Below are 18,611 nucleotides of genomic sequence, written 5' to 3'. Positions count from 1 at the left end.
TTCAGATATACAGCACTTTTTGACCTTAAAACATGCCAAATCCGACCACTTTTTGATCAGCCAATCGTTTTACTCAACATGTAGTAGACAACGATACCTGCAACCACAAGACCACCGCCAAATCGACGCAAAATATTATCCGGAAGTTGGCTCATGGTGGCGATCATACGACGCCAGGCGCGTGGATAAAGCATCGGCCCCAGCCCTTCAAGGACTAAAACGAGCGCCAGTGCCAGCCAGATCGTTGAATTCATTTTGGTTCCTTATAAAAGAAAACCACCGCTCCGTAGAGAGCGGTGGTTTGAATACTCAAACGAGCCTGAGTTTATCGCGTTGCGTTAGCTGGCGTCTTCATATAACGGAAGAAATCGCTGTCCGGGCTGAGCACCATCACATCCTGGTTGCTCTGGAAGCTATTCTCGTATGCACGCAGGCTACGGATAAAGGCATAGAAGTCCGGATCCTGGCTGAATGCATCGGCAAACAGCTTCGCCGCTTCGGCATCACCTTCACCGCGCAGAATACGGCCCTGACGCTCAGATTCAGCCAGCGTCTTGGTCACTTCGTAATCCGCCGCAGCACGCAGCTTTTCAGCCTCTTCCTGGCCCTGTGAACGGTGACGACGGGCAACCGCTTCACGCTCAGCGCGCATACGGTTGTAAATCGCCTCAGACACTTCCGTTGGCAGGTTGATCTGCTTGATACGCACATCGACCACTTCGATACCCAGTGCCGCCATACTGTTCGGGTTAATCACCGGCACTTTGCCGTTGGTTTCAGCCTGAACACGCTCAGCCGCTTTGGCAATCGCATCATCTGCTGCCGGGGTAGAGACTTCGTCTTCTGTACCCGCAGAACCGGAGTTCAGCGCATCGCGCACTTCCAGGGTCAGACGACCACGGGAGTCGGTCACGATGTCTTTCACATCCAGACGACCAATCTCAGAACGCAGACGGTCAGAGAACTTACGTTTCAGCAGCACTTCCGCCTGAGAAACGTCACCACCGCCCGTTGCCAGGTAGTAGCGGCTGAAATCACTGATACGCCATTTGATGTAGGAATCAACGATCAGGTCTTTCTTCTCTTTGGTCACGAAACGGTCAGCCTGGTTATCCATCGTCTGGATACGAGCGTCGAGCGTTTTCACTGATTCAATCAGTGGGATTTTAAAGTGCAGGCCTGGCGCATAGACCAGCGGTTTGTTCTCGCTGTCGCGCAGAACTTTACCAAAACGCAGGGTAATCCCACGCTCACCCTCTTTCACGACAAAGATAGAGGTATAAAGTACGACCAGTACGATGATGATGATCGCAATAACTGACTTACGCATCCTTATTCCCCCTGACGCTGGTAGTCGTTACGCTGCGCGTTAGCACGGCGTTGGTCCATAATGTCACCATCGTTCGAAGAAGGCGTGGTTGTTGCGCTTGAGCTGCTGGATGATGCAGGTGGCAGACGCAGCAGGTTGTTGGCACCGCTGGTGTCAGCCTTCGCTGCCGGAGCAGAACCGCCTTTCAGCATCTGATCCAACGGCAGAACCATCAGGTTTCCACCTTTGTTGTCGTTAACCAGCACTTTACGCGTATGGCTCAGCACTTTTTCCATCGTCTCGATATAGAGACGCTCGCGGGTAATTTCCGGCGCGGCTTTATATTCCGGCAGGATCTTCGCGAAACGAGCCACTTCACCCTGCGCTTCCAGGACAGTCTGGGTCTTGTACGCGCGCGCTTCTTCAAGAATACGCTGTGCCTGACCGTTAGCACGTGGCTGAACTTCGTTGGTGTACGCTTCCGCTTCACGGATGTACTGCTGTTCGTTTTCACGAGCGGCAATCGCATCATCAAACGCGGCTTTCACCTCTTCCGGCGGACGGGCTGCCTGGAAGTTGACGTCCAGCAGGGTAATACCCATGTTGTACGGACGAATGGTCTCTTCCAGCTCACGCTGGGTATCGCTACGAATAACGGTACGACCTTCGGTCAGGATACGGTCCATCGTGTATTTACCAATCACGCCACGCAGTGCGCTATCGGTCGCCTGGCGCAGGCTGTCATCAGCGCTGGTTACGCTAAACAGATAACGTTCAGGATCGGTCACGCGGTACTGTACGTTCATCTCAACGCGCACCACGTTTTCGTCAGAGGTCAGCATTACGCCGGTGGCCGCCAGTTCACGGACAGACTCCACGTTCACTGCGGTCACATCGTCGATAAAGGTCGGTTTCCAGTTCAGACCCGGTTCAACCAGATGGCTGAACTTACCGAAACGGGTGACCACACCGCGTTCTGCTTCTTTAATGGTGTAGAACCCGGTGGCAGCCCAGATGATCACCACGGCAGCGGCAACAATGCCCACCACGCGGCCACCCATTTGCGGGCGCGGCCCCTGAGTGGAATTTCCACCCGAGCCAGAACCTTTACCTCCGCCAAGACCACCCAGCTTTTTGCTGAGCTTGCGGAAGATATCATCCAGATCCGGCGGCCCCTGCTCGCGACCACCTTTGTTGCCATTTCCCCCAGAGTTGCCGCCTTGATTATTGCTGCTTCCCCACGGGTCGCGGTCTTGTCCGTTATTACCGGGCTGATTCCACGCCATGTATATGCTCCATATTTGTTATGCAAGGGCGAATTATTCAGGCATCCCCTTTCCGATCAGACGATATAGTCGACCAGTGCAGGTTCTTGTTTACAGAGGCGACGCCAGTCAACGATCGGCATACGCACCTGCATCCCCACGCTGCCGTCATCCTCCATCCACTCTTTTTCTATCGCCTGAAGCTGATAAAACCGGCTGCGCAGCCTGCCTTCCTGTGGCGGCAATCGCAGCGTGTGCTGAGCTACCTCACCGGAAAGACGTTCTGTCAAAGCCTGGAAAAGCAGTGGCACGCCAATACCGGTCTGGGCAGAAAGCCAGACCCGAATCGGTTTGTTCTCTTCATCTCTATCGATACGCGGTTCAAAATCGTCCAGCATATCGATCTTATTCATCACCAACAGCGTTGGAATTTCGTGAGCGTCGATCTCTTCGAGCACCACGTTTACCGCGTCGATGTTCTCCTGCACGCGCACGTCTGCAGCATCAATCACGTGCAGCAGCAGGGTCGCCTGTCGCGTCTCCTGCAGGGTGGCTTTGAACGCCGCCACCAGGTCATGCGGCAAATGACGGATAAACCCTACGGTATCCGCCAGAACGGTTTCACCGACGTCGGCAACGTCAATACGACGCAACGTAGGATCCAGGGTCGCAAACAATTGGTCTGCGGCATACACCTGGGCCTCAGTAATCTGGTTAAACAGGGTGGATTTACCGGCGTTGGTATACCCCACCAGCGACACCGTCGGGATGTCGGCTTTTGTTCGCGCCCGACGCCCTTGTTCACGCTGTTTTTCGACTCTTTCCAGACGCGAAAGGATCTGGGTAATACGGCCACGCAGCAAACGGCGGTCGGTTTCGAGCTGGGTTTCACCCGGACCGCGCAAACCAATCCCGCCCTTTTGTCTTTCAAGGTGGGTCCAGCCACGCACAAGCCGCGTTGCCAGATGGCGCAACTGCGCCAGCTCAACCTGCAGCTTCCCTTCGTGGGTACGCGCGCGCTGAGCAAAAATATCTAAAATCAATCCTGTGCGATCGATGACACGGCATTCGCAAAGCGCTTCAAGGTTACGCTCCTGAGCCGGAGACAGCGCATGATCAAACAACACGACTGACGCACCGGTTGCTTTTACGGCATCCGCAATTTCAACTGCTTTACCTTCACCAACAAAATACTTTGGGTGCGGCGCTTTACGGCTACCGGTAATCACCTGCATTGCTTCGACACCGGCGGAAGAGACCAGAGATTCAAACTCCTGGAGGTCTTCCATATCTTTGTCTTGCGAAAAATAGATGTGTACCAGCACCGCCTGCTCACCGGCATCATAACGGTCAAACAAGCGTAAACCCCTCAAAAATGATCAGCGGGGAACGCAGGATCCCTGGCTCCCCGTGTGGATAACAGCCAGAGACCTTATTCGTTCTCTTCGCTGTCCTGCGCTGGAGTTGAAGAACCCTGCGCGCTGCTGCCATGATGGTAGTTACTACCCGTGCCGCCGCCAGCGTTATTGCTGTGATGAGATACCGGACGAGACGGAACAACGGTAGAAATAGCGTGCTTGTAAACCATCTGGCTGACCGTGTTTTTCAACAGGATCACGAACTGATCGAAAGATTCAATCTGACCTTGCAGCTTAATACCATTCACCAAATAAATAGAAACTGGAACACGTTCCCGACGCAATGCGTTCAGGAATGGGTCTTGTAAAGATTGCCCCTTAGCCATTCTATCTTTTCCTTATATGCTTGTTTTGTACTTAGAACCTTGCGATTCTGAAAAATTGCGCACGATACGATTCAATTGTACACATTCAGTGAGCGATATCACCAACAACCTCAATCACTTCGTTTAGCGCCTGTTGCGGTTTTTCACTGTCTAACCAGTGAACACCGTCCCAACCGCGTAACCAGGTAATCTGGCGCTTCGCTAACTGTCTTGTGGCGCAAACACCTCGATAAACCATTTCATCGTATGAAATCTCACCTTCAAGATACGACCACATCTGGCGGTATCCCACACAACGAATGGAAGGCATATCCGTATGCAAATCTCCACGGGCAAAAAGCGCCCGCACTTCTGCTTCAAAATCTGAAGCTAACATCTGATGAAAACGCTGCTCAATTCGTTGATGGAGCAGTTCACGGCTCGCCGGGGCGATGGCGAACTGATGCACCTGATACGGCAGAGCGTCTCCTGACGTTTGCGTCAGTTCCGTTAAAGTTTTACCCGAAATGAAAAAAACTTCCAGTGCCCGGGAAAGCCTTTGCGGATCATTTGGATGAATACGTGCTGCGGCAACGGGATCAATCTTCGCCAGTTGCTGATGCAAAACGTCCCATCCCTGCTCTGCTGCCTGCTGCTCAATTTTTGCTCTGACTTCCGGATCCGCAGATGGCAGTGGTGATAACCCTTCCAGCAACGCCTTGAAATAGAGCATGGTTCCGCCAACCAACAGCGGTATACGTCCCGCCGCCGTTATCTCGGCCATTTCGGCTAAGGCATCGCGGCGGAAGTCCGCTGCGGAGTAAGCCTGAGCCGGGTCAAGAATATCCAGCAAACGATGCGGTGCCGCGCGCAGTTCTTCTGCGTCTGGCTTCGCCGTGCCGATGTCCATTCCCCGATAGATGAGGGCGGAATCAACACTAATCAACTCTACAGGCAAAACTTTACGTAACTCAATGGCTAACGCCGTTTTGCCGGAGGCCGTTGGCCCCATTAAAAAAATCGCCTTAGGCAGGCTCGCCTTGCTTACGTCAATCATGTTTCAGGGCGGTCATCGCCGTTTGTAAATCAACAGGTTGTAATAATCCACCCGGCGGCATTTTCACCAGATGCGGGCAAAGGCGTTCAACCTCCGCCAGCACGGTAATCGCCTGCGCCATGCTCCACGGTGCGTGTTCGCTTGCCAGATGGCGGGCGATCCACTGCGCGGTATTGGCCGCATCAAACGTAGTTTGCTGCGCCAGGTAGCCTATCAGTTCAGGAATCAAGTTTTGTAAATTTTGTTGGCGTAAGGGTAAAGGCACTGCACGAATTGTCACATGCTGTGCTTCCAGTACGATTTCAATACCCATCCGGGCAAGCTGCGCTTCTACACGCTGTAATACCTTTGTTTCTTCAGGGGATATTTTTAGCCGGACCGGGATCAACAACGGCTGTGCGCAGGCCGCATTTTCCCCCGGCGTGAGCTGCACCTGTTTTAGCCAACGCTCCGCTACCGGTAAGGCCAACAGCACCAGCCTGCCATCACGTTCAAGTAATGCCATGTCAGGAGCAACAATCGTCAGTACCCGCCCAAAACTCTGACTATGGCCTTCCAGGGAAGACGTCGGCACCTCAATGTGTGCCTTACGCTCCACAGCCGGAGTATCCAGCAATTTACGGTACAATGCCCCTTGCTGCTTTTGATAGCCGGGCTGGGCGTTCGGATAGTTCGCTCCGGTTGGGCGCGGTGCGCTCTCCGTCGATGAAAAACGCGGCGCTGCCGGTTCGCGTGCAACAGCAGGTTCAGCAAAATGGTTACGCCCCGCCGCTACCCGGTTTTCCGGCAACGGACGCGGTACCTGAACCTCATTTTCCAGCGGCAGCGTCGGTGCAACCTGCTGCTGCAAGACGCTCAGCACTCCCTGATAGATAAAATCATGCACCAGACGTGACTGATGAAAACGAACTTCGTGCTTGGCAGGGTGGACATTCACGTCAACCTGATGCGGGTCGATCTCCAGATAGAGCACAAACGCGGGCTGCTGATCCGCGCCCAGCTTGTCTTCACACGCCTGACGAATGGCGTGGTTAATCAGACGGTCACGCATCATACGACCATTTACGTAGCAATACTGGATCTCAGCAAATGCGGCGCTGCTTGCGTTTGGATCGGCAACCCAGCCGCGCAGGGCCAAATCGCCATGCTGCCACTCGATGGCCAGCGCATTTTCCAGGAACGGTGTTCCGCAGATAGCGCCTAAGCGGCGCTCCTTCTGCCCGCCTTTCGCCACCGCGCGGTACTGACGCATCACCTTGCCGTTATGGCTGAGATTGATGGTAACGTCGAAACGCGCCAGCGCGATACGGCGGATAATCTCATCAATATGGCCAAATTCGGTCTTCTCGGTACGCATAAACTTGCGCCGGGCGGGAGTGTTGTAGAACAGGTCTAATACTTCCAGCGTGGTACCGACAGGATGAGCCGCAGGCTTGACCGTCACGTCCATATCACGCCCTTCAGCATAAGCCTGCCAGGCTTCCTGCTGTTCAGCCGTGCGGGAGGTGAGCGTTAAACGGGAAACAGAACTGATACTGGCCAGCGCCTCACCGCGAAAACCGAGGCTAATAATCGCTTCCAGATCGTCAAGCGAGGCAATTTTACTGGTGGCATGACGCGCCAACGCTAACGCCAGCTCGTCTTTTTTGATGCCACAGCCGTTGTCACGTATGCGGATAAGCTTTGCGCCACCACGTTCGATATCAATATCAATGCGGGTTGCGCCCGCATCAAGGCTGTTTTCTACCAGCTCTTTCACCACCGATGCAGGACGTTCCACCACCTCACCGGCGGCGATTTGGTTCGCAAGCTGCGGCGGTAGAACCTGAATCGGCATGAATTCTCCTTAGTTTGTCGCGGTCATCTCACCCGGTAGCGCGGCACTGGCCGTCTGGCCTGCTCCACCCTGCGGGGCGGACTGCAGCGGATGCGCGTCAAAATATTTACGCAGACCGTTATAAATCGCTTCGGCAATTTGCTGCTGGTAACTGTCGCTTCCCAACAAACGTTCTTCACCGTTATTGCTGATAAAGCCCGTCTCTACAAGGATGGACGGAATATCCGGCGAACGCAGAACCCCGAGGCTGGCATGTTCAGGACGACGCTTGTGCAGCACGCCAATGCTTTGCAACTGGTTCAATACATTAGTGGCCACATCATACCCGACGCGCTGAGAATGACCGAACTGTAAATCCAGTACTGCCTGGCTGAGGTAAGGGTCAGACTGGCTGTTTGCCAGCACATCTCCCGCACCACCTAACAGTTCAGATTGCTTTTCATGCTGCTCCAGCCAGCCCGCCATTTCGCTGTTGGCCCGACGGTTTGAGAGCACCCAGACGGAAGCGCCGGTTGCATCGCGGTTTGGCGCAGCATCCGCATGGATTGAGACCAGGAAGTTGGCATTCTGCTTACGTGCAACGTCCGAGCGTCCCATGACCGAAATAAAATAATCCCCGTCGCGGGTCAGCACACCTTTAAACATCGGGTCGTCGTTTAAAAGCATCCGCAGCTTACGGGCAATAGCGATAGTGACGTTTTTCTCTCGCGTACCGCCAGGGCCAATCGCACCAGGATCCTGTCCACCGTGGCCTGCATCAATAGCGATAATGACTTTATCGCCACTGACCGCACGACGCGCACTGGCCGCCGGACGCGGTGTTGCCGTATTACTGCTGGTGAGACTGGTAATACGATCATTGTCCGATTTAAACGGGTTACGCGCAGGTTCAGAAGGACGCGGGGTATAAACTGGCTCTTCCACGCGTTTTGCCACAACCGGTGGCGGTGGTGGAGGCGGAGGTACGTCAGCATTGATGGTAAAGACCACCATATAATTCGCGCCGTTTTGCTGCTTCACGGCCTTCGTTTTGCCCTTTTCGGTCAAATCGACCACCAGTCGGAGCGACTGACTGTCTTTAGGCGTACCGGAACGAATACTTTTCACCAGGTTGTTACCGCTGAACTGCAGCGGCAATCCCTGGATCACACCAGTCTGTTTGATATCCAGCGCCACACTGTGGCTGTCTGGTTGTGAAAAATCATACTCAGGATCGCCCATAAAGCTGAGCGTGATCCGGGCCTGGCTATCCCCGTTCGACACCTGAATATCCGAGAGGCTTGCCGCCCCGGCCTGTGCGCACAGCAGTACCGTCGCAGCCAGCAACCAACCTTTAACGCGATTTATCATCCCGTTATCCCTACGTTCAACCGGCTAAACGCGCCAGTAAGGAACACCCTGATGAGGAAACAGCACTGATGCGTGCCTCACGCCCTTGTGCCTGGTAATCTAAGTGAATTTCGACATCCGGGTCAGGCAACACACCCGCACCTTGTTGCGGCCACTCCACCAGGCAAATGGCATCGTTGGCAAAATAATCGCGGATCCCCATAAACTCCAGCTCCTCAGGATCCGCAAGGCGATATAAATCGAAGTGATACACCATGAGGTTTTCAAGCGCGTACGGTTCTACCAGCGTGTAGGTTGGGCTTTTTACGTTTCCGTTATGGCCTAACGCCTGCAGAAAACCACGGCTGAAGGTTGTTTTACCCGCGCCTAAATCACCATACAGATAAATGACGGTTGCCCCCTGACAGGCCTGCGCCACGCGCTTGCCGAGATCTAAAGTGGCTTGTTCATCAGGTAAAGGAATCGCTCGATTAGTCATTTTCTACGTCAATCACATCCGGGTTAACAACACGCCTCAGCGTGCAAAAAAGATCGGTGGCCAGCATACCGCGTGTTCCATAACGTGCAGCAAGCCTGTCAGCCGCTGCGCCGTGGGCCACGCAGCCCGCACAGGCTGCATCATAAAGGGGAAGTTTCTGTCCAAGCAATGCGCCGATAATACCAGAAAGCACATCGCCCATGCCGCCGCTCGCCATACCTGCGTTTCCGGCATCAATAATGCCTTGTGCATCGTCGCTGGCGATAACGGTTCCCGCCCCTTTTAACACGGCAACACCTCCATAACGTTTTACCAGACGCTGAGCAGAAAGTAAGCGATCGCTTTCAATTTCTGCCACGCTACAGTTAAGCAGCCGCGCGGCTTCGCCGGGGTGTGGTGTCAGAATGCGATTGTGACGCTTATCCGGGTTGATTGCCAGAAGGTTCAGCGCGTCGGCATCCCACAGCATCGGTTTACGAAAATTCTCAACTTTTTTCAGGGCTTGTTTGCCCCAGGCCTGCTGCCCGAGCCCAGGACCAATCACCACGACATCCGCCCATTCGAGGCTTTCCTCAAGCATTTGTGGCGTCAGGTCATGCACCATCAGTTCCGGGCGGGCGGTGATTATTGGCGCAATATTTTCTTTGCGCGTCAGCACGCGAACCAACCCCGCACCGCTGCGTACAGCCGCTTCACCCGCCATGCGGATAGCACCTGCCGTGCCGTGGTCGCCGCCAATAATCACCAGACGGCCATGTTCGCCTTTATGCGATGTCGGACGGCGCGGTGGTAGCCACTGCACAAGCTGCGAAGCATCAAAGCGCGAAAGGCGCGTCACCTGTCCGGCAAGCCAGTGCGCCAGCCCCAGCGCATCATGGTGTAGTGTACCCACCACATCCCGCGCTTTCCCGGTGAGTAATCCAGGTTTCAGGGCAATAAACGTTATGGTGTGCGAGGCATAGATCACCGCACCCGGGGTCGCTCCGGTCTGCGCTATCAGACCCGAAGGAATATCCAGTGCCACGATCGGCGAGGTATGCGCATTAGCATGCTCAATCAGCGCCGCAAGATCCTGACGCGGAGCACTGCGCAGGCCAGTACCCAGCAGGCCATCAATAATCACGTCGATCTCATCCGGCCAGACAATATCCGCCGCGTGAATCACACCACCGGCATTCAGCCAGGCTTCCCGCGCCATACGAGCTTCATCAGGAAGCGGCTTATCACTCTCCAGCGCCAGCAACGTCACACGGAGCCCGGTCGCAACGGCCAGACGCGCCACGACATAGCCGTCTCCACCGTTATTGCCATGCCCGCATAAAATCAACCAGTGTGAGGAGCACGGGTAGGCCTCCCGGGCAACGTTGAACGCCGCTTCGCCCGCGCGCTGCATCAGTTCATAAAGGGTAATGCCGAGGCTGTCTGCGGCCTCTTTTTCGGTGCGTCGGAGGTCATCCGCATGCCAGATGGAATGTGGTATACTTGCAGGGTTTTTCTTCACTGTATGGTCCGTCATGTCACAGCCCCTCGATCTCAATCAGTTAGCGCAAAACATAAAACAGTGGGGTGCTGAGCTTGGCTTCCAGAAGGTAGGTATTACCGATACCGACCTTTCCGCCAGCGAGCCGAAACTTCAGGCATGGCTGGACAAACAATACCACGGCGAAATGGAATGGATGGCGCGTCATGGCATGATGCGTGCGCGTCCACACGAGCTTTTGCCGGGCACATTACGCGTCATCAGCGTGCGCATGAACTACCTGCCGGCTAACGCGGCATTTGCGCGCACGCTCAAAAACCCCTCCCTCGGTTACGTCAGCCGGTATGCCCTGGGGCGTGATTACCATAAGCTCCTGCGTAACCGCTTAAAAAAACTCGGGGAAACTATTCAGCAGCACTGTGTTTCGCTGAATTTTAGACCGTTTGTCGACTCTGCGCCTGTTCTTGAGCGCCCTATCGCCGAAAAAGCCGGGCTTGGCTGGACAGGTAAGCACTCACTTATCCTTAGCCGCGACGCCGGATCGTTCTTCTTTCTCGGTGAACTGCTCATTGATTTACCGCTGCCGGTGGATGGCCCGGTAGAGGAAGGCTGTGGCCGCTGTGTAGCCTGCATGACCATCTGCCCGACCGGCGCTATTGTCGAGCCCTATACCGTTGACGCCCGCCGCTGCATCTCCTATCTCACCATCGAACTGGAAGGGGCGATCCCCGAAGCATTTCGCCCGCTTATCGGCAACCGCATCTACGGCTGCGACGACTGCCAGTTGATCTGCCCGTGGAACCGCTATTCACAGCTCACGGACGAAGAGGACTTCAGCCCGCGTAAAGCGCTGCACGCCCCTCAACTTATCGAGCTGTTTGCCTGGACCGAAGCCTGGTTCCTGAAAGTAACAGAAGGTTCGGCCATTCGCCGTATCGGCCATCTGCGCTGGCTGCGTAATGTCGCCGTTGCACTGGGTAACGCCCCGTGGGATGAAGCCAACATTCAGGCACTCGAAAACCGTAGAGGTGAGCACCCACTTCTCGATGAGCACATAGAATGGGCGATTGCGCAGCAAATCGAGAAGCGAAATGCCTGCGTGGTCGAGGTGCAGTTACCGAAGAAACAACGTCTGGTGCGGGTAATTGAAAAAGGGCTTACACGGGATGCTTGATATATTCACAGCCTGTGAATAAAAATAAAAACTCAAGCGCCATCTGGCCTGGCAAACAGGTCAAGTGATCTCACTAACATTTTGAAATCAAATTTTCTTAATAAAATTCAATAAATTAAAGAGATACTATTCACCCTGCGAAGTTTTTACCATTATCAGATAAACAACAGGTTCTGTGGATAACTCTGTTTACAAGAGTATTTCAGATACAATAGAAAACGTCCCCAACGAAGCATTTCGCTGTGGATATTTTTGAGACGAAGAAGAATTTGGAGCGGGAAACGAGACTCGAACTCGCGACCCCGACCTTGGCAAGGTCGTGCTCTACCAACTGAGCTATTCCCGCTTGGGTGGTTCTGGTGCTGTGCGTATCTTACGATACTTTCAAATTTTGGAGCGGGAAACGAGACTCGAACTCGCGACCCCGACCTTGGCAAGGTCGTGCTCTACCAACTGAGCTATTCCCGCTTGGGTGGTTCTGGTGCTGTGCGTATCTTACGATACTTTCAAATTTTGGAGCGGGAAACGAGACTCGAACTCGCGACCCCGACCTTGGCAAGGTCGTGCTCTACCAACTGAGCTATTCCCGCAAATCTGCACTGCTTTTGTTGCTGTCGTAACGTGTAATTCTCTGTCGTTACGGGAGGCGCATTATACGAGAAATCCTTTTAGCTGCAACCCCCCTGAAAGCGATTTTTTCAAAATCTTGTTCAAGTGATTAATTAATCGGCAAGCTGCACAATTTAGCGACAAAAACCCGGCAGCGCAAGGGTACCGGGCCTCAAAAATCACAGCTTAATAAAATTCTCGCGGTAGTAAGCCAGTTCCGCGACGGACTCACGGATATCATCCATCGCCTGATGGGTGCCCTGTTTTTTAAAGCCGTCCAGAATTTCGGGTTTCCAGCGACGAGCCAGCTCTTTCAGGGTGCTGACATCCAGATAACGATAATGGAAGTAGGCTTCCAGTTCTGGCATGTACTTAAACAGGAAGCGGCGATCTTGCCCAATGCTGTTACCGCAAATAGGTGATTTACCTGCCGGAACCCACTGTTTCAGAAACTCAATGGTCGCAAGCTCGGCATCACGATCGCCCTGCGTGCTGGCCTTCACACGATCCACCAGACCGCTGCCGGTATGGGTACGCACGTTCCAGTCGTCCATCAGCGCAAGTTGCTCATCAGACTGATGAACTGCAATGGTTGGCCCTTCCGCCAGAATATTGAGGTTTGCATCAGTGACCAGCGTGGCAATCTCAATGATGCGATCGCGCTCGGGATCCAGCCCGGTCATTTCAAGATCAATCCAAATCAGGTTGTTTTCATCTGCGCTCATGTTATTTTCCACCCTTCTCGTATAACCAGCGGTAGCAGGTTAACTAGTATTAATTAGAGTGTATCATAGAGGTTTTGCCCATCACGGGCGACCAGGAGCCAGCGCGATTGAGTAAAAATAAACTCTCCAAAGGGCAGCAGCGCCGCGTCAACGCCAACCACCAGCGCCGTCTTAAAACCACTTCGGAGAAGCCGGATTACGACGACAACCTGTTTGGCGAACCCACTGAAGGCGTCGTTATCAGCCGTTTCGGTATGCATGCCGACGTGGAATCCGCCGATGGTGGCGTTCACCGCTGCAACATCCGCCGCACAATTCGCTCGCTGGTCACCGGTGACCGTGTAGTCTGGCGTCCGGGTAAAGAGGCCGCGGTTGGGGTCACGGTAAAAGGTATCGTTGAAGCCGTGCATGAACGCACGTCGGTGCTGACTCGCCCTGATTTCTACGACGGGGTCAAACCTATTGCGGCCAACATTGACCAGATAGTCATCGTTTCGGCGATTTTACCCGAGCTTTCGCTCAATATTATCGACCGCTATCTCGTCGCCTGTGAAACGCTACAGGTTGAACCTATCATCGTGCTCAACAAAATCGATCTGCTGGATGACGAAGGCATGGACTTCGTGAATGAGCAGATGGATATCTACCGCAAGATTGGGTATCGCGTGCTGATGGTCTCCAGCTACACCAAAGATGGTCTGAAACCACTGGAAGAGGCGCTTACCGATCGTATCAGCATCTTTGCGGGTCAATCCGGTGTCGGTAAATCCAGCCTGCTGAACAACCTTCTCGGCCTCCAGCAAGAGATCCTCACCAACGATGTGTCCGATGTCTCTGGTCTTGGTCAGCACACCACCACCGCTTCACGTCTGTATCATTTCCCGCACGGCGGCGATGTAATTGACTCCCCAGGCGTGCGTGAATTCGGCTTGTGGCACCTGGAGCCGGAACAAATCTTCAACGGATTTGTCGAATTCCATGATTATTTAGGCGCTTGCAAATACCGCGACTGTAAACATGATAATGATCCTGGCTGTGCTATCCGTGCAGCGGTTGAGAACGGTGACATTGCGGAAACCCGTTTCGAAAACTATCACCGTATTCTTGAGAGCATGGCGCAGGTAAAAACACGTAAAAGCTTTTCTGAAACTGATGACTGACAACTAAGCTAAGCATCGCTAAAATCGTCCCCCTTTTTTCAGGTTCCGGCTGCTCACAGCCGGATCAGGAACGACAAAACAATGGCCTGGAGGCTACCTTGTTAAACTCATTTAAACTTTCGCTTCAATACATTCTGCCGAAACTGTGGCTCACTCGCCTGGCGGGCTGGGGCGCAAGCAAACGAGCAGGCTGGCTGACCAAACTGGTCATCGACCTGTTCGTAAAATACTACAAGGTCGACATGAAAGAGGCGCAAAAGCCGGATACAGCCAGCTATCGCACCTTTAACGAATTCTTTGTACGCCCGCTGCGCGAAGAAGTGCGCCCGGTGGATACCGATCCCAACGTGCTGGTCATGCCAGCTGACGGCGTCATCAGCCAGTTGGGGACAATCGAAGACGACAAAATTCTGCAGGCGAAAGGTCACAACTACAGCCTGGAAGCACTGCTGGCAGGTAATTACCTGATGGCAGACCTGTTCCGCAACGGTTCGTTCGCGACCACCTATCTGTCACCACGTGATTACCACCGCGTCCACATGCCGTGTAACGGTATTCTGCGCGAAATGATCTACGTGCCGGGCGACCTGTTCTCTGTGAACCACCTGACCGCGCAAAACGTACCGAACCTGTTCGCCCGTAACGAGCGCGTCATTTGCCTGTTTGATACGGAATTTGGTCCAATGGCGCAGATCCTGGTAGGTGCGACCATCGTAGGCAGCATTGAAACCGTCTGGGCGGGCACCATCACCCCACCTCGTGAAGGTGTGATCAAGCGCTGGACATGGCCTGCAGGTGAAGCAGAAGGCTCTGTGGCTCTGCTGAAAGGCCAGGAGATGGGTCGCTTCAAACTGGGCTCTACCGTAATCAACCTGTTTGCACCGGGTAAAGTGAACCTGGTTGAACAGCTGGAAAGCCTGTCAGTCACTAAACTGGGTCAGCCGCTGGCGATGTCTACCGAAACGTTCGTGACGCCAGATGCTGAGCCAGCACCGCTGGTACAGGAAGAGATGAACGCCGAACACGACGTCAGCCCGCAGGTTGACGACAAAAAAGACGAAGGCTAACAACAGAAGGATTGCTGACGTGCGCCCGATTATCGTACTACTGATGGCCTGGTGCCTCAGCATGGGGGCGTACGCAGCGACGGCCCCCGACGCCAAACAAATCACCCAGGAGCTGGAGCAGGCAAAAGCGGCAAAACCCGCTCAGCCAGACACCGTCGAGTCGCTCCAGGCCGCACTGAACGCACTTGAGGAGCGAAAAGGCTCCCTTGAGCGTGCGCGGCAATATCAGCAGGTTATCGATAACTTCCCCAAACTCTCCCAGACGTTACGCTCTCAGCTTAATAACCTGCGTGATGAACCGCGCGATGTGCCGGAAGGTATGACTTCCGACGCGCTGAACCAGGAGATCCTGCAGGTCAGCAGCCAGCTTCTGGACACGAGTCGTATAGCCCAGCAGGAACAAGAGCGCGCGCGTGAAATTGCCGACTCGCTCAGCCAGCTTCCGCAACAACAAACCGATGCCCGTCGTCAGCTAAACGATGTCGAACGCCGCGTCGGTACGCAATCCGGCAATACGCCGCAAATCCAGGCACAAAATCTTGGGCTGCAGGCCGAATCTGCCAGGCTCAAAGCGCTGGTTGATGAACTGGAACTTGCTCAGCTCTCCGCCAACAACCGCCAGGAGCTATCGCGGATGCGGTCTGAGCTGGCGCAAAAGCAGAGCCAGCAACTTGATGCTTACCTCCAGGCTCTTCGCAACCAGTTAAACAGCCAGCGCCAGCGTGAAGCCGAGCGCGCACTGGAAAGCACCGAACTGCTGGCGGAAAACAGCGCTAACCTGCCCACCGGGATAGTCGACCAGTTTAAGGTCAACCGTGAACTGTCTGCCGCGCTGAACCAGCAGGCACAGCGTATGGATTTGGTGGCGTCGCAACAGCGCCAGGCCACCAACCAAACGCTACAGGTTCGCCAGGCACTGAACACTCTGCGCGAACAGTCCCAGTGGCTGGGTTCATCAAACCTTCTGGGCGAAGCGTTACGTGCACAGGTTGCCCGCCTGCCGGAAATGCCGAAACCACAGCAGCTGGATACTGAGATGGCGCAGCTGCGCGTTCAGCGCCTGCACTTTGAAGACCTCCTCAACAAACAGCCACAAATCCGTCAGATCCGTCAGGCGGACGGGCAACCGCTCACCAGCGAGCAAAACCGCATTCTGGAAGCCCAGTTGCGAACCCAGCGTGAGCTGTTGAACTCCTTGCTACAGGGTGGCGATACGCTGATCCTTGAGCTAACCAAGCTGAAAGTCTCCAACAGCCAGCTGGAAGATGCGCTGAAAGAGGTCAGCGAAGCGACGCACCGCTATCTCTTCTGGACATCCGACGTGCGCCCGATGACCTTCGCGTGGCCGATTGAGATCGTACAAGACCTGCGCCGCCTGATTTCGCTGGATACCTTCAGCCAGTTAGGCCAGGCCAGCGTGATGATGATTACCAGCAAAGAGACTATCTTCCCGCTGCTGGGGGCGTTGATTCTGGTGGGCTTCAGCATTTACTCACGCCGGCATTTTACCCGTTTCCTTGAGCGCTCCAGCGCCCGGGTGGGGAAAGTCACCCAGGATCACTTCTGGCTGACGCTACGCACCGTCTTCTGGTCGATCCTCGTCGCCTCACCGCTGCCAGTGCTCTGGATGACGCTGGGATACGGCCTGCGGGAAGCCTGGCCCTACCCGCTCGCGGTGGCGATTGGCGATGGCGTCACTGCCACCGTTCCCCTGCTGTGGGTGGTGATGATTTGCGCCACGTTCGCGCGGCCAAATGGTCTGTTCATTGCCCACTTTGGCTGGCCGCGTAATCGCGTTGCGCGCGCCATGCGCTACTACCTGATGAGCATCGGGCTTATCGTGCCGCTGATTATGGCGTTGATCATGTTCGATAATCTCAACGACCGTGAATTTTCTGGTTCCCTGGGTCGCCTGTGCTTTATGTTGATCTGCGGCGCGCTGGCAATAGTGACGCTTAGCCTGAAGCGTGCCGGTATACCGCTTTACCTCGATAAAACGGGTAGCGGTGAAAACATGTTCAACCGTTTGCTGTGGAACCTGCTGCTTAGTGCCCCTCTGGCGGCGATTCTGGCGGCAGTGGTCGGTTACCTCGCCACTGCACAGGCGCTGCTGGCGCGTCTGGAAACCTCCGTCGCGATCTGGTTCCTGCTTCTGGTGGTCTACCACATCATCCGCCGCTGGATGCTGATCCAGCGACGCCGTCTGGCGTTTGACCGCGCCAGGCATCGCCGGGCTGAAATTCTGGCCCAGCGCGCACGGGGAGAAGAAGACTCCCACCACACCAACAGTACCGAAGGAACGTCAGAAACGGACGATGTCGAACTGGATCTGGACGCCATCAGTACCCAGTCCCTGCGGCTGGTACGCTCCATCCTGATGCTGATTGCCCTGCTCTCGGTGATCGTCCTGTGGTCAGAGATCCACTCTGCATTTGGCTTCCTGGAGAACATCTCTCTGTGGGACGTAACATCCACGGTGAGGGGGGTAGAAAGTCTGGAGCCCATTACGCTGGGTGCGGTTTTGGTTGCCATTCTGGTGCTGATCATTACGACCCAGTTGGTGCGTAACTTCCCTGCTCTGCTGGAGCTGGCACTGCTGCAACACCTGGATTTAACCCCCGGCACGGGTTATGCCATTACCACCATCACCAAATATTTAATCATGCTGTTTGGTGGGCTGGTTGGCTTCTCGATGATTGGTATTGAGTGGTCGAAGCTGCAGTGGCTGGTCGCCGCGCTCGGTGTGGGGTTAGGTTTTGGTTTACAGGAGATTTTCGCCAACTTTATTTCCGGCCTGATTATCCTGTTCGAAAAACCGATTCGCATTGGCGATACGGTGACGATCCGCGACCTGACCGGCAGCATCACGAAGATCAACACCCGAGCCACGACGATCAGCGACTGGGATCGTAAAGAGATCATCGTGCCGAACAAGGCGTTTATCACTGAGCAGTTTATTAACTGGTCGTTGTCCGACTCCGTTACCCGTGTGGTGTTGACCGTACCGGCCCCGTCGGATGCCAACAGCGAAGAGGTAACGCAGATCCTCTACACCGCAGCAGAACGCTGCTCGTTGGTGATCGACAACCCGGCCCCGGAAGTATTCCTGGTGGATTTACAGCAGGGGATCCAGATCTTCGAACTGCGTATCTACGCCGCCGAAATGGGACACCGCATGCCGCTACGTCATGAGATCCACCAGCTGATTCTGGCAGGCTTCCGTGAACACGGTATTGATATGCCATTCCCACCGTTCCAGATGCGTCTGGAAACACTGGACGGGCGTAAGACGGGAAGAACGTTAACATCAGCGGCACGTAGCCGCCCGGCGGGAAGTTTGTAACCATCTCCCCCTCCCGTTCGGGAGGGGGTTTTAA

The 18,611-nt window shown here is 54.7% G+C and carries 15 protein-coding genes and 3 tRNA genes; 4 read left to right on the top strand and 14 right to left on the bottom strand.

Going from position 1 to position 18,611, the window contains the following annotated elements; genetic code table 11:
• Positions 1-56: 56 nt before the first annotated feature.
• From ACJ9N4_RS12640 to nnr, 10 genes are all read right to left on the bottom strand, one after another.
• Positions 57-254 carry a DUF2065 domain-containing protein gene (locus tag ACJ9N4_RS12640; RefSeq protein WP_182919292.1) on the bottom strand — a complete coding sequence of 66 codons (198 nt, stop codon included), beginning with the start codon at positions 252-254 and terminating at the stop codon, positions 57-59.
• 71 nt (positions 255-325) lie between these two features.
• Positions 326-1,330, bottom strand: coding sequence for a protease modulator HflC (gene hflC, locus ACJ9N4_RS12635; protein WP_182273490.1), 1,005 nt, complete (start codon positions 1,328-1,330; stop codon positions 326-328).
• Positions 1,331-1,332: 2 nt separating this feature from the next.
• The gene (hflK, locus tag ACJ9N4_RS12630; RefSeq protein ID WP_182273489.1) at positions 1,333-2,595 is read right to left on the bottom strand and encodes an FtsH protease activity modulator HflK; all 1,263 of its coding nucleotides are present in this window, start codon (positions 2,593-2,595) and stop codon (positions 1,333-1,335) included.
• A 56-nt stretch (positions 2,596-2,651) separates the two neighbouring features.
• A complete protein-coding gene (gene hflX, locus ACJ9N4_RS12625; protein WP_023310136.1) occupies positions 2,652-3,932 on the bottom strand; it encodes a ribosome rescue GTPase HflX in 1,281 nt (426 codons plus the stop codon).
• A gap of 74 nt (positions 3,933-4,006) precedes the next feature.
• Entirely contained in the window at positions 4,007-4,318 is a 312-nt protein-coding gene (gene hfq / locus ACJ9N4_RS12620) for an RNA chaperone Hfq (RefSeq protein ID WP_182273487.1), read from the bottom strand.
• Between the two features lie 85 nt (positions 4,319-4,403).
• Positions 4,404-5,354: a tRNA (adenosine(37)-N6)-dimethylallyltransferase MiaA gene (gene miaA, locus ACJ9N4_RS12615; protein ID WP_182273486.1), complete on the bottom strand. Its 951-nt coding sequence runs from the start codon at positions 5,352-5,354 to the stop codon at positions 4,404-4,406.
• Positions 5,347-7,191, bottom strand: coding sequence for a DNA mismatch repair endonuclease MutL (gene mutL / locus ACJ9N4_RS12610; protein WP_411500527.1), 1,845 nt, complete (start codon positions 7,189-7,191; stop codon positions 5,347-5,349). Before mutL ends, miaA begins: the two co-directional genes overlap by 8 nt.
• A 9-nt stretch (positions 7,192-7,200) precedes the next feature.
• On the bottom strand, positions 7,201-8,541 hold the full coding sequence (amiB, locus tag ACJ9N4_RS12605; protein ID WP_182919290.1) for an N-acetylmuramoyl-L-alanine amidase AmiB: 1,341 nt from the start codon (positions 8,539-8,541) through the stop codon (positions 7,201-7,203).
• Between the two features lie 16 nt (positions 8,542-8,557).
• On the bottom strand, positions 8,558-9,019 hold the full coding sequence (gene tsaE, locus ACJ9N4_RS12600; protein ID WP_182273483.1) for a tRNA (adenosine(37)-N6)-threonylcarbamoyltransferase complex ATPase subunit type 1 TsaE: 462 nt from the start codon (positions 9,017-9,019) through the stop codon (positions 8,558-8,560).
• The gene (gene nnr / locus ACJ9N4_RS12595; RefSeq protein WP_411500526.1) at positions 9,012-10,535 is read right to left on the bottom strand and encodes a bifunctional ADP-dependent NAD(P)H-hydrate dehydratase/NAD(P)H-hydrate epimerase; all 1,524 of its coding nucleotides are present in this window, start codon (positions 10,533-10,535) and stop codon (positions 9,012-9,014) included. Before nnr ends, tsaE begins: the two co-directional genes overlap by 8 nt.
• On the opposite strand from nnr, the gene queG reads away from it, so the two are divergent.
• Entirely contained in the window at positions 10,534-11,673 is a 1,140-nt protein-coding gene (gene queG / locus ACJ9N4_RS12590) for a tRNA epoxyqueuosine(34) reductase QueG (RefSeq protein ID WP_182273481.1), read from the top strand. The genes nnr and queG overlap by 2 nt on opposite strands.
• Positions 11,674-11,943: 270 nt before the next feature.
• On the opposite strand, the gene ACJ9N4_RS12585 is transcribed toward queG, so the two are convergent.
• The 4 genes from ACJ9N4_RS12585 to orn all read right to left on the bottom strand — a co-directional run bounded on the left by ACJ9N4_RS12585 (position 11,944) and on the right by orn (position 13,007).
• A tRNA-Gly gene (locus ACJ9N4_RS12585) sits at positions 11,944-12,019 on the bottom strand.
• A gap of 46 nt (positions 12,020-12,065) precedes the next feature.
• Positions 12,066-12,141: transfer RNA gene (locus tag ACJ9N4_RS12580), tRNA-Gly, on the bottom strand.
• A gap of 46 nt (positions 12,142-12,187) precedes the next feature.
• Positions 12,188-12,263, bottom strand: a tRNA-Gly gene (locus ACJ9N4_RS12575).
• A gap of 198 nt (positions 12,264-12,461) precedes the next feature.
• On the bottom strand, positions 12,462-13,007 hold the full coding sequence (gene orn / locus ACJ9N4_RS12570) for an oligoribonuclease (RefSeq protein ID WP_182273480.1): 546 nt from the start codon (positions 13,005-13,007) through the stop codon (positions 12,462-12,464).
• Between the two features lie 107 nt (positions 13,008-13,114).
• Here orn and rsgA point away from each other — a divergent pair, with 107 nt between their 5' ends.
• The 3 genes from rsgA to mscM all read left to right on the top strand — a co-directional run bounded on the left by rsgA (position 13,115) and on the right by mscM (position 18,577).
• On the top strand, positions 13,115-14,167 hold the full coding sequence (rsgA, locus tag ACJ9N4_RS12565) for a small ribosomal subunit biogenesis GTPase RsgA (RefSeq protein ID WP_182273479.1): 1,053 nt from the start codon (positions 13,115-13,117) through the stop codon (positions 14,165-14,167).
• Between the two features lie 98 nt (positions 14,168-14,265).
• Positions 14,266-15,234, top strand: a complete 969-nt coding sequence (gene asd, locus ACJ9N4_RS12560) for an archaetidylserine decarboxylase (protein ID WP_182273478.1) — start codon at positions 14,266-14,268, stop codon at positions 15,232-15,234.
• A gap of 19 nt (positions 15,235-15,253) precedes the next feature.
• Complete coding sequence (gene mscM, locus ACJ9N4_RS12555; RefSeq protein ID WP_182919288.1) at positions 15,254-18,577, top strand: miniconductance mechanosensitive channel MscM; 3,324 nt, start codon at positions 15,254-15,256, stop codon at positions 18,575-18,577.
• Positions 18,578-18,611 lie beyond the last annotated feature (34 nt).

This window comes from Enterobacter sp. LM3, from assembly GCF_046622475.1.
In the GTDB taxonomy this organism is placed as follows: domain Bacteria; phylum Pseudomonadota; class Gammaproteobacteria; order Enterobacterales; family Enterobacteriaceae; genus Enterobacter; species Enterobacter cloacae_P.
The sequence above is the reverse complement of the archived record's forward strand: the minus strand, read 5'-3'. Positions and strand labels throughout refer to the sequence as shown.